Origin of the sequence: Brachybacterium sp. YJGR34 (genome assembly GCF_003347015.1) — a bacterium.
Classification (GTDB): Bacteria; Actinomycetota; Actinomycetes; order Actinomycetales; family Dermabacteraceae; genus Brachybacterium.
Window position 1 is genome coordinate 96,468 of the sequence record NZ_PNFB01000002.1, and the last position, 12,067, is coordinate 108,534.

Below are 12,067 nucleotides of genomic sequence, written 5' to 3' on the forward strand. Positions count from 1 at the left end.
CGCTGCTGGGTGCTGGGCGGCGATGCGTCGAGCCTGTCGCCCGGGCCCGGGCCCGGACCCGGGCCCGGGTCAGCGCAGGGACAGGGCGATGCGCGCCAGGAGCGCCTCGATCGCGAGCAGCGGAGGCACGTTCCCGGCGATCCGCCGCCGGGCCTCCTGCACCGCCTCCAGCAGGTCGAGCGTGACGTGCGCGGATCCGGCGCCGGCCACCTCGTCGATCTCCCGGGACACGTCGACGTTCACGAGCTCGGACTGCGCGCCCAGCTGGCGGCTGAGCACGTCGCGCAGCACCGAGTGCACGTCCAGCAGGTACCGGTCCAGCACATCGCGCACCAGGCGGGTCTGGCGCCGTTTGGCGTCCTCCTCCAGCTGGCGCAGCTGCGAGCGCAGCGCGGGCGGGACCTTCCCGTCCTCGATCCCGGCCGAGCGCAGGAAGCGCTCCTTCTCCTCGGCCGCGACGAGGTCCGCGTGCTCCTTCGCCTCCGCGGTCGCGCGATCGAGGAGCGACTGGGCGGCGAGCACCGCCTGTCCCGCCCCGCGCAGCGACAGCAGGGTGCGGGCGGACTCCTCCCGGGCGGCCAGGGCGCCCTCCTGGGTCGCATAGCGCAGGGCGAGGCCGATGTGCCCCTGGGCGGCGCGCGCCGCCCGGATCGCGAGCTGCTCGTCCACGCCGTCGCGGCGCCGCAGCAGCTCGGCGACCACCGCGGCGGAGGGGATGGACAGGGTGACCTGGCGGCAGCGGGAGCGGATGGTCGGGGCGAGATCCTCCGCGGAGGGGGCGCAGAGCATCCAGACGGTCGACGGGGGCGGCTCTTCGATGGACTTCAGCAGCACGTTGAAGGTGCCGGCGCTCATCCGGTCCGCGTCCTCGACGATCAGCACCCGGTGCCTCCCGGTGGCGGGCGCCCGCTGCGCCGTCATCACCAGCGAGCGCACCTCCTCCTTCGCGATGGACAGCTTGTCCGTCGCGACCACGGTGACGTCCGGGTGGGTGGAGGCGAGCGTGGTGCGGCACGCCGTGCACCGCCCGCAGCCGGTGCCCTGCTCGCACTGCAGCGTGGCGGCGAAGGCCCGCGCCGCGGTGGACCGGCCGGAGCCGGGCGGTCCGGTGATCAGCCAGGCCTGCGCGAGGGAGCCCTCCGGGGAGGCGGCGCGGCGGAACTGCGCGACGGCGGCGTCCTGGCCCACGACGTCGGCCCAGACGCCGGCGGGGGCGGCCGTGCCCGCGGCGGGCGCGCTCACGCCTCGTCCCGGTGCCGCGGGGGCGCGGCCCGCGGGGCGGTGGGATCGAACAGGCTCAGCACCTCCGCGACGGCCTCGAGCACCGCGGCGTGGACCTGCTCGCGCGGGAGGGTCCCGTCGATCACGGTGAAGCGCTCGGGGTCCGCCGCGGCGAGGTCCAGGAACTCCTGGCGGACGGCGCCGTGGAACTCGAGCCCGGCCTGCTCGAGGCGGTCCCGGCCGGCGGGCTCCCGGCGCTCGTCGAGCGTGTCCGCCGGGACGTCGAGCAGGATCGTGCGATGGGGGAGCAGGCCGTCGACCGCCCACAGCGAGAGGGAGGCGATGTCGTCCTGGTCCAGATCGCGCCCGGCGCCCTGATAGGCGATGGAGGAGTCGAGGTAGCGGTCGCTGAGCACCAGGCCGCCACGGGCGAGATGCGGGCGGACCAGGGTCTCCACGTGGTGTGCGCGGTCGGCGGCGTACAGCAGCGCCTCCGCCCGCGCCTCGACCTCCTGACCGTGCAGCAGCAGCTCGCGGAGCCGCCGGCCCAGCTCCGTGCCGCCCGGCTCGCGGGTGGTGAGGATGAGGTCCTCCGCGACGGAGCGCTCGGTGACCAGGTGCTCCCGCAGCATGCGGATCTGGGTGGTCTTGCCGGCGCTGTCACCGCCCTCGAAGGAGATGAAGGCACCGCGCTGGGGTGAGCGCGGGGAGGGGACGCGCAGCGCGCGGGCGGTCTCCAGGAGGCTCATGCCGACTCCTCCCCGGGGTAGACCACGCCGAGCTCGGCGCGCACGGCATCCATCGTGGACATCACGCTGAGGGTGTCGTACCAGCTCATCAGCGGTGACTCGAGCTCCCCGGCGGTGATCCGGCGAGCGGACTCCGCGATCTCGTAGGCCATGCCGTCTCCGGGCGCACCGGGGTGGGAGAAGGAGGCCGAGCGGCCGTCCAGCAGGGTCACGGTGAGGGTGCCGGGGGCGAAGAAGGCCCCGGAGAGGTGGGCGGAGCCGGCCGTGCCGCTGACCACCGCCTGGGTGGGGGTGCGCGCGTTCAGGGTGGAGGACAGGCGCGCCCGCCCGCCGTCGGCCCCGCGCGCGAGCAGCGCGACGTACGCATCGACACCGGTGGAGGTCAGATCGCCGCGCACGGCGAGGTCCGTGAGATCGCCCAGGACCATCTGCGCGAAGGAGAGCGGGTAGACGCCGAGGTCGAGCAGGGCGCCGCCACCGAGCTCCGGCGCGTACATGCGGTGCGCGGGGTCCTCGGGGAAGGACTGCCCGTGGTCCGCCGCGACCTCGACGATCTCGCCGAGCATCCCGCTCGCGAGCACCTGACGCAGCACGTCGTACTGCGGCAGGAAACGGGCCCACATCGCCTCCATCGCGAAGACGCCGCGCCGCTGGGCGAGGTCCAGCAGCTCGCGGGCCTGACCGGAGTTCAGGGTGAAGGCCTTCTCGACCAGCACCGGCACGCCGGCCTCGAGCACGGGACGGGCCAGGGCGTGGTGCTGGGCGTGCGGGGAGGCGATGTACACGGCGTCCAGGCCACCGGCGGCGAGCATGTCCTCGACGGCGTCGAAGGACCGCTCGATCCCGTGCCGGGCGGCGAAGGCCCCGGCCCGCTCCGCGGAACGGGAGACGACGGAGGCCACGCGGGAGGCGGTCGCCCGGTGCGCGGTGGCCGTGAACTGGTCGCCGATGTGGCCGGGGGAGATCACGCCCCAGCGCAGCCCCGGCGCGGCGGCCGGATCGAGGACGGTGGAGGCGGGCAGGGTGAGAGTCGGCTCCCCTGCGGCGTCCCGGGTCTCAGCGGTCTGGTTCATGGGTCCAATCTATCGAGCGCCTCCGACATCGCGAGGGACCCCGGGCCCCTGTGGAGGGCGGTCCGCCGTGGGCGGAATTCCGGGGTGCCTCCCCGCTACCCCTTGACACTGCCGGCGGTCATGCCGCGCACCAGGAACCGCTGGAGCCCGAAGAACACCAGCATCGGCACGACCATCGAGATGAAGGCGCCCGCGGTGAGCAGCTCCGCGCCCTGACCCTGGGTGCCCAGCATCTGCTGCAGGCTCACGATGATCGTGGTGTTCTCCCCGCCGCCGAGGAACAGCTTGGCGATGAGCAGGTCGTTCCACACCCACAGGAACTGCAGGGTGGCGAAGGCGGCGATCGCGGGGGAGGACATCGGGGCCACCAGGCGCCAGAAGGTCTGGAAGTGCGAGGCGCCGTCGATCTTCGCGCTCTCGACCACGGAGGAGGGCAGGGTCGACATGTAGTTGCGCAGCGTGTAGATCGCCAGCGGCATGCCGAAGCCGGTGTGCAGCATCCACACCGCCACGAACTGCCCGTTGATCCCCAGGCCCCGTGGCCCCAGCAGGTCCAGCATCGGCTGGAAGGCGACCTGGATCGGCACCACCATCACGGCGACGATCATGATGAACAGGACGTCCTTGCCGCGGAAGCGGAGGAAGGTGAAGGCGTAGGCGGCGAAGGCCGCGAACATGATCGGCAGCACGGTGGCGGGCACCGCGACCACGATCGAGTTGACCAGCGATCCGCCGATGGAGGGATCGCCCAGCACGGTCGCGTAGTTCCCGAGCGTCCAGCCGCCCTCCCACAGCGCGGTCCACCAGCCGGTGGTGGCCGCGGCCTCCCGGGTGCGCAGGCTGGTCACGAGCAGCCCGAGGGTCGGGATCGTCCACAGCACGGCCAGCAGCGGCATGGCGATCATCGCCGCCGGTGAGCGCTTGCGCCCGTCCTGCATGCGCCCGGTCATCGGCCCGCCTCCTGGTTCCTGAAGCTCTTGACCTGATAGACGAGCACCGGCAGCACCAGCAGCAGGAGCACGACCACCACGGCGGAGGCCTGACCGGCCTGCTGGTCGGTGAACAGCTTCCGGAAGAACAGGTTCGCGATGACGTCCGTGTCGTACAGGCCGTTGGTGGTCACGTAGATGACGTCGAAGACCTTCAGCACCAGGATCAGCACGGTGATGAGCACGGCGACGAGGGTGGTCCGCACCTGCGGGAAGACGATCTGCCAGAAGATCCGCACCTCGCTCGCGCCGTCCATGCGACCGGCCTCGACCGTGTCCTCGGGGACGGCCTTGATCGCCGAGCTCAGCAGCACCATCGCGAAGCCCGTCTGGAGCCAGATGAGGATCACCATCAGCAGCAGGGAGTTCAGGCGTCCGGTGGAGATCTGGTACCACGGCTGCGGATCCATGCCCAGGGTGGTGACCACGGCGTTGAGCAGGCCCGTCTGCGGGTCGCCGGGGGAGTCGTAGGCGTACACCAGTCCCCAGATGGTCGCGGCCCCCACGAAGCTGATGGCCATCGGCAGGAAGATCATCGACTTCGCCGCCCGCTCACCGCCCGCCGAGAGCTTGTCCGCGAGCACCGCGACGGCCAGGCCGAAGGACACGGTGACCACCGGGACCACGAGGATCCACAGCAGGTTGTTGAGCATCGCCGACCAGAAGGCGGAGCTGGAGAAGATCGCCGCGTAGTTGTCCAGTCCCACCCAGTCCGTGGAGTCGTCGTTCGCGAAGGAGTACACGACCGTCTGGACCGTGGGGTAGAGCAGGAAGATGCCGATGAGGCTGAAGCCGGGCAGCAGGAAGGCGTAGGGGATGAGCCCCTCCGACAGCCGCGCGGGGAAGCCCTCGATGCACAGGTTCACGAAGGTGAAGAACACGATCGAGCCGCCGATGCCGACCACCAGGCCGAGGATCCCGATGAGGATCCCCGAGCCCAGGAACCACTGCGGGTAGTAGGCGCAGGCGAGGAAGGCGTTGCACACCAGCCACGCCGTGACCACCATGCCGACCGCGCCGATCAGCACCTGCAGCGGACGGGCCGGGGAGCTGCCGCGCGTGCGCGGGGCGGCCGGGGCCGCTCCCTTCCCGGAGAGCGTCCCGGTGGTCACTCGGGCCACCCCGCCTCGATCTCGTCGCACACCTGCTGGGCGGTCTTCTCGTCCTGCAGCCACTGGACCATGCCGGTCCAGAAGGAGCCGCCGCCCACGGAGGTGGGCATGAGGTCCGAGCCGTCGTAGCGGAAGACCTGCGCGCCGGAGGCGATCTCGGCGACCTGTCGGGTGATCTCGTCGGAGTACCGGGTGAGGTCGAAGGTGCGGTGGGGGCTCAGCCAGCCGCCCGCCCCGGCCCACTCGCCGCCGAAGGCGTCGGAGCTGAGGAAGTCCATCACCGCCACGGTGTCGTCGTTGAGGCGGAACAGGGCGGCGAGGTCCCCGCCGCCCAGGATCGGCTGGCCGTCGAAGCCGCCCTCCCAGGTGGGCATCGCGTACACCCCGATCTCCTCGTCCATGTTCGCCTGGATGTCCTCGGGGTAGAAGCCGGTGACGAAGTTGCCCTGCCGCACCAGCATCGCCTGGGGCGGGTCGGTGAACTGGGCCAGCGGCGCCTCGGAGAACGGGGTGTTGATGATCGAGGTGGTGCCGCCCAGCACGTTGCCCTCGCCCTTGAGCAGGTCGCCGACGAGATCGAAGACCTCGATCACCTCGGGGGCGTTGAAGGGGATCCGGTGCTTGACCCAGTCGTCGTAGACGACCGGGCCGTGGACCCGCAGCATGAACTCCTCGATCCAGTCGGTGCCCACCCATCCGGTCGCCTGGTCGGCGGCCCAGCCGTCGGACCACGGCGCGATGCCGTCGGCCCTGATCCGGTCGGTGATCTCGTAGAGCTCCTGCATGGTGGCCGGGTCGGTCGCGTATCCGGCCTCCTCGTAGGCGCGGCGCGGGTACCAGATCAGGGACTTGCAGGCCATCCGCATCGGCGCGCCGTAGACGCGGCCCTGGTAGCGGGCGGAGTCCAGGAAGCCGGGGATCAGGGTGGAGGCCAGCTGGTCGTAGTCGAGGTAGACGTCGATGGGGACCACCATCCCCTTCGCGGCCAGGTCGAACATGCCGCCGGGCTGCGGGAACAGGGCGATGTCCGGGGCGTCGCCGGCGCCGGCTCGCTGCTGGATGGTGTTGGGGAAGTCGGTGTCCGCGGTGTACTGGATCGTGATGCCCGTGTCCTCCTCGAAGGCGGCGAGGGAGGCCTCGAAGCCCTCCTGCTCCTGACCGCCGAACTGTCCGAGGATCGTCACGGTGCCCGTGCCGGGGGTGTCCCCCGGGGTGTACCGCTCGGTCGCCGCACCCCCCGTGCCGCCGTCGGGGTCGGGATTCTGCAGGCATCCGGTCATCCCGAGCGCGGCGGTCGCCGCGGCTGTGGACAGGACCGCGCGCCGGCGGGGGCGTCGCTCCATGATCACTCCTTCGTGGGTCACCGATGTGCTCCTGGTCACAGTATGCCCCGTGTCCAGCGCGGCGCGACGGATCGGGTCCCGCGGCGCGCCCGATCGGGGCGTCGGCGCGTCGACGGGGTCCGGAGCGCGCACGAGGACGGGCACGGACCGTTCGGTCCGTGCCCGTCCTCGGCCCTCAGCGGGACCCGGTGCGGCGCCGTGCGCCGCCGGTCACTCCTTCGCGGAAGCCTTCTTCGCGGGAGCCTTCTTCGCCGGGGCCTTCTTGCGCGTGGTGGTGCGCTTCGCGGCGGGCTTCTTGGCCGGCCCCTTGGCGCGCTTCTCCGCGAGCTTCTCGATCGCGACCTTCTCGGTGATCTCCTCGACCTTCTCCGTCGAGCGCAGCGAGACGTTGGTGGTTCCGTCGGTGATGTACGGGCCGAAACGGCCGTCCTTGATGACGATCGGCTTCTCGCTGGTGGGGTCGGTGCCGAGCTCCTTGAGCGGGGGCTTGGCGGCGGCCCGTCCGCGCGTCTTGGGCTGGGCGTAGATCGCCAGGGCCTGCTCGAGGGTGATCGAGAAGATCTGCTCCTCGGACTCCAGGGAGCGGGAGTCCGTGCCCTTCTTGAGGTACGGGCCGTAGCGGCCGTTCTGGGCGGTGATCTCGGTGCCGTCCTCGGTGGTTCCGACCACGCGCGGCAGGTGCAGCACCTTCAGCGCGTCCTCGAGGGTCACGGTGGACAGGTCCATCGACGCCAGCAGCGAGCCGGTGCGCGGCTTGGGCTGCTTGGACTTGGGGACCTTCTTGCCGCCGGTCTCCTCCGGCTCCGGGAGGACCTCGGTGACGTAGGGGCCGAAGCGGCCGTCCTTGGCGATGATCTCGTGCCCGGTCTCCGGATCGGTGCCCAGCACGCGGCCGTCGTCCTTGGCCCGCTCCAGGAGCTGCTCGCCGATCTCGACGGTCAGCTCGTCCGGGGCGATCTCGTCGTTGACGGGGGCGCGCTGCGGGGTGCCCCCCTCGACGAGCTCGCCGTTCTCGTCCCGCGCCAGGCGCTCGATGTAGGCGCCGTAGCGGCCCACGCGCAGGGTGATGCCGTCGCCGATCTCGATGCTGTTGATCGCCCGGGCATCGATGTCGCCGAGGTCGTCGACCATGGGCTTGAGGCCGATGGGGCCGTCGGTCCCGTCGGAGAGGTAGAAGTTGCGCAGGTAGTCCGCGCGCCCCAGTTCGCCCTGGGCCATGCGGTCCAGCTGCTGCTCCATCTGGGCCGTGAAGTCGTAGTCGATGAAGGCGCCGAAGTGCTCCTCCAGCAGCCGCACCACCGCGAAGGCGGTCCAGCTGGGCACCAGCGCGGTGCCGCGGCGCAGCACGTAGCCGCGGTCCTGGACGGTGGCGACGGTCGAGGCGTAGGTCGAGGGTCGGCCGATGCCGCGCTCCTCGAGGGCACGCACCAGCGAGGCCTCGGTGAAGCGCGGGGGCGGGGTGGTGGAGTGGCCGTCGGGCGTCAGCTCGCGGGTGGCCAGCTCCTGCCCCTCCTCCATCTGCGGCAGGCGCTTGTCCCCGGTCTCGTCGTTGCCGTAGCGGGAGGCGTCGCGCCCCTCCTCGTAGGCGGCGAGGAAGCCGCGGAAGGTGATCACGGTGCCGGCGGCGCGGAAGGTGGCGCGGCGGCCCTCGCGCTCCAGCAGCAGCTCGACCGTCGAGGTCGTGCCCTTGGCGTCGGCCATCTGCGAGGCGACGGTGCGCTTCCAGATCAGCTCGTAGAGGCGGAACTCGTCCCCGGAGAGCTGCCCGGCGACCTCGGCGGGGGTGCGGAAGTGATCACCCGCGGGCCGGATCGCCTCGTGCGCCTCCTGCGCGGCCTGCGACTTGTTCTGGTAGTGGCGGGGCTTGTCCGGCACGTACTGCGCGCCGTACAGCTCCGCGGCCTGGGCGCGGGAGGCCCGGATCGCCTCGCCGGAGAGCGTCACCGAGTCGGTGCGCATGTAGGTGATGTAGCCGTTCTCGTACAGCGACTGCGCCACCCGCATCGCCTGGCGGGCGCCGAGGCGGAGCTTGCGCGAGGCCTCCTGCTGCAGCGAGGAGGTGGTGAAGGGCGCGGCCGGGCGGCGCGTGTAGGGCTTGGAGTCCAGCGCGGTCACGCGCGCCGGGGCGTCGGTCAGCGCCTCGACCAGGACCCGGGTCGACTCCTCGGTGAGCACGGTCGCCTCGGCGGCCTTCGGCTTCAGGGAGCCGTCGTCGGCGAAGTCGCTGCCGGTGGCGACGCGCGCGCCGTCCACGGTCGCGATCTTCGCGGTGAACTGCCCGCCGTCAGCGGCGAAGGTGCCGGTCACGTCCCAGTAGTCGGCGGCGACGAAGGCCATCCGCTCGCGCTCGCGCTCGACCACCAGCCGGGTGGCGACGGACTGCACGCGCCCTGCGGAGAGGGACGGCTTGATCTTGCGCCACAGCACCGGGGAGAGCTCGAAGCCCACCAGGCGGTCCAGGATGCGGCGGGTCTCCTGGGCGTCGACCAGGTCGGTGTCGATCTCGCGGGTGTTCTCGAGCGCCCCGAGGATCGCGTCCCGGGTGATCTCGTGGAAGACCATGCGCTTGACCGGGAGGCTCTTCTTGGGCTTGAGGGTCTCCAGCAGATGCCAGGCGATGGCCTCTCCCTCGCGGTCCTCATCGGTGGCGAGGTAGAGGGTGTCGGCGTCCTTGAGGGACTTCTTGAGGTCCGCGACCGTCTTCTTCTTGTCGGGGGAGACGATGTAGTACGGGTCGAAGTCGTTCTCGACGTCGACGCCGAACTTGCCGTACGGCCCCTTCTTCATCTCCGCGGGGAGGTCGCGGGGCACCGGGATGTCCCGGATGTGCCCCACCGAGGCCTTCACGTCGTACTCATCGCCCAGGTATCGCCCGATGGTCCGCGCCTTCGCCGGGGACTCGACGATCACCAGATGCCGTCCGCCAGTCACGTTGCAGTGTCCTTCCTCGCCGCGTCACGTCGCGGCCCGTTCGCGGTGGCCGCTGGCCGGGGTGCACCGTTCGCACCCTCGGCGCTCGGCGACTGCTCACGGTACACGGTCGCCGGGACGGCCCCGGTGTGAGATCGGCGGGCGCAGCAGGAGCACCAGGGACATCCAGGCGGCCGCGCAGCCGGCGATCACCGCGGCCGTGGCCGCGAAGGCGTCGAGCTGCGCGGCGGCGTCCTCGAGGTCCAGCGGGCGCGGCAGGTTCGCGATGCCGAGCGCGCCGATCGCGAGCCCCGCCGCCCCGGCGAGCGCGAGCACCGCGGCCGTCGCGATCTCGGCCGGCGGCGACGAGGCCGCGCCCACCCCCGGGCCGCCGCCGCGGCGCCGGCGCCCGTGGTCGGGACGCCGCGCGGCGCGGACGAGACGGCGCCGGGCGGCGACCCCCTGCACCGCCAGCACCAGGAAGGTCCAGCCGGCCACGACGAGGAGACCGCCGACGACGTCGCTGGGACGATGCCAGCCCACCACGAGGGTGCCGATCCCGGCCGCGGCGGTCCACAGCGCACCCAGCGGGGCGAGCACCACCCGGGCGCGGCCGGAGGCCAGCACCAGCGCGACCATCGCGGTCGCGGCGAGGGTGGTGTGCCCGGAGGGGAAGGAGTTCGGGGTGATCTCGATCCCCGGCCCCAGCGCCTCCCGGTCGACCAGCACGTGCTTGATCAGCTGGGTGGTGAGGTTCGCGCCGAGGATCAGGACGGACAGCGGCAGCAGCAGGGCCGTGCGCCGCCGGAGCAGCACCAGCAGCACGGTGGCGGCGAGGAGAGCCCCGATCACCGGCATGCTGACGGTCTCGACCGCCAGCTCGGCGTACTGCGAGAGCGGGCCGTCATGGGCCTGCGCGCCGGAGAGCGTGAGCTGGTCCAGCCGCTGCCCGCTCGCGGTGCCCACCGCGGTCCGGGCCAGCAGCACGACCGCCGCGGCGCAGACGGCGGCGGCGAGCAGGGCCAGCAGGGGCCGGAGCCGCCCGCCGCCGGCGCCCTCGGCGCTCACAGCGTCACCATCTGCGTGATCACCAGGTCGCGCACCGCGGGCAGCAGCCGCTCGCGGGCCTCGTCCTCGTCGGCGTCGGTGAGCGCGCAGACCGCGGCGAGGACCTGGCCGAGGGTGAGGGTCCCGTCCAGCGCCCCGACGGTCGCGGCCAGCAGCTGGTCCGCCGGCACGGCACGCGCGAAGCCGGCGCCCTGCACGAGCTCGATGAGCATCGGGTCCCACTGCCCCGGGGTGAGGTGCCGCCGCTCGACGACGTCCGCGGCGCGCACGGGACGGGTGCCGGCCAGGGCCGTGTCGTCCAGCGCGGCGAGGCGGTCCAGGGCGAGCATCCCGGCGCCGAGGTGCTCGGCGAGGGACCCGCTGCCGGTGCCCGCGATCCGCTCGGTGCGCAGCACCCCCGCGCGCTCGCCGGCCCCGTCGGCGGGGCGGCGCAGCAGCAGGTAGCCGAAGCCGATCGCGGCGACCCCGCGGGCCGCGAAGTCGTCGAGCCAGGCGCCCAGCAGGCCCGCCCAGCCCGGGTCGCGGTCGGTGAGGCCGCCGTCGCGGGCCCAGGTCTCCGCGTACTGCGCGGGATCCTCCTGCTCGCGCTGGATCACCCAGGCGTCCACGCCGTCGGCTCGCGCGTCCTCGAGCCAGGCGCGGGGATGCGCGTCCCACGGCTCCTCCTCGCCGATCTCCCAGTTGCCCAGCAGCACGGCGCGCCCTCCGGGGGCCAGATGGCCGGGCAGCGTGCGCAGCAGCTCGGCCAGCAGGGTGTCCCCGGCACGGCCGCCGTCGCGATAGGTCCAGCGGGTCCCGTCGTCCTCCGCGCCGCGCGGGGTGATGACGAAGGGCGGGTTGGAGACGATCAGGTCGAAGCGCTCCCCGGCGACCGGCTCCAGCAGCGAACCGCGGCGCAGCTCGATCTCCACGTCGTTGAGCGCGGCGTTGAGCGCGGCGAAGGCCAGCGCGCGCTCCGAGAGGTCGGTGGCCACCACGTGCTCGGCGTGCCGAGCGGCGTGCAGGGCCTGGATCCCGCTGCCGCAGCCGAGGTCCAGCACGCGCCCCACCCGCTCCCGCGGCGCGATCCGGGCCAGGGTCAGCGAGGCGCCGCCCACGCCGAGCACGTGCTCGCCGTGCAGGGCGCGCCCGGTGGCGAGCTCCGAGAGGTCCGAGGCGATCCACCAGGAGATCTCTCCGGCGTCGTCCCGCGCGGCATACGGGGTGAGGTCCACCAGCGCGCGCAGCGGGGTGTCCGGGTCGTCGGGGACGTGATCGTCGAGCCCGCGGGGGCCGGGGTCCGCGGCGGGGCCGACGAGGCCCGTCCGGAGCGCGCCGTCGACGCCGAGGGCGGGCAGGGCGGTCCCGACCCGGGAGCGCGGCACGACGCCCCCGAGGGCGAACAGCGTGAAGAGCACCGCGGCCGGGTCGTCGCTCCCGTGCAGGACGCGACGGGCGGGGACCGGGTCCTCGCGGCGGAGCGCGGCCAGCGGCACCGGGCCCAGCAGCTCCTCGGTGCGCTCGGCCGTGTAGGGGGCGGCCGCGAGGTCCGTGCGCAGGGCCGCGACCTCCTCGGGGGCGAGGCGCGGCGGCGCCGGGGGAGAGTCGGTCCTCATGGCTACG

General features: G+C 72.9%; 9 protein-coding genes. All 9 read right to left on the reverse strand.

Annotated features, from left to right (window positions below; all coding sequences use genetic code 11):
* Positions 1–69: 69 nt before the first annotated feature.
* Positions 70–1,242 carry a DNA polymerase III subunit delta' gene (locus CXH06_RS02310; protein ID WP_114853549.1) on the reverse strand — a complete coding sequence of 391 codons (1,173 nt, stop codon included), beginning with the start codon at positions 1,240–1,242 and terminating at the stop codon, positions 70–72.
* Complete coding sequence (gene tmk / locus CXH06_RS02315) at positions 1,239–1,970, reverse strand: dTMP kinase (RefSeq protein ID WP_114853550.1); 732 nt, start codon at positions 1,968–1,970, stop codon at positions 1,239–1,241. Before tmk ends, CXH06_RS02310 begins: the two co-directional genes overlap by 4 nt.
* Complete coding sequence (locus CXH06_RS02320) at positions 1,967–3,043, reverse strand: Gfo/Idh/MocA family protein (RefSeq protein WP_114853551.1); 1,077 nt, start codon at positions 3,041–3,043, stop codon at positions 1,967–1,969. The genes tmk and CXH06_RS02320 overlap by 4 nt, the downstream gene beginning before the upstream one ends.
* Positions 3,044–3,138: 95 nt before the next feature.
* Positions 3,139–3,993, reverse strand: a complete 855-nt coding sequence (locus CXH06_RS02325) for a carbohydrate ABC transporter permease (protein ID WP_114853552.1) — start codon at positions 3,991–3,993, stop codon at positions 3,139–3,141.
* A complete protein-coding gene (locus tag CXH06_RS02330; RefSeq protein WP_369832962.1) occupies positions 3,990–5,144 on the reverse strand; it encodes a carbohydrate ABC transporter permease in 1,155 nt (384 codons plus the stop codon). Before CXH06_RS02330 ends, CXH06_RS02325 begins: the two co-directional genes overlap by 4 nt.
* Positions 5,141–6,487 carry an ABC transporter substrate-binding protein gene (locus tag CXH06_RS02335; RefSeq protein WP_114853553.1) on the reverse strand — a complete coding sequence of 449 codons (1,347 nt, stop codon included), beginning with the start codon at positions 6,485–6,487 and terminating at the stop codon, positions 5,141–5,143. The genes CXH06_RS02330 and CXH06_RS02335 overlap by 4 nt, the downstream gene beginning before the upstream one ends.
* 210 nt (positions 6,488–6,697) lie before the next feature.
* Entirely contained in the window at positions 6,698–9,418 is a 2,721-nt protein-coding gene (gene topA / locus CXH06_RS02340) for a type I DNA topoisomerase (protein WP_114853554.1), read from the reverse strand.
* A gap of 96 nt (positions 9,419–9,514) precedes the next feature.
* Entirely contained in the window at positions 9,515–10,465 is a 951-nt protein-coding gene (locus tag CXH06_RS02345) for a phosphatase PAP2 family protein (RefSeq protein ID WP_114853555.1), read from the reverse strand.
* Entirely contained in the window at positions 10,462–12,060 is a 1,599-nt protein-coding gene (locus CXH06_RS02350; RefSeq protein WP_114853556.1) for a methyltransferase, read from the reverse strand. Before CXH06_RS02350 ends, CXH06_RS02345 begins: the two co-directional genes overlap by 4 nt.
* Positions 12,061–12,067: the final 7 nt, after the last annotated feature.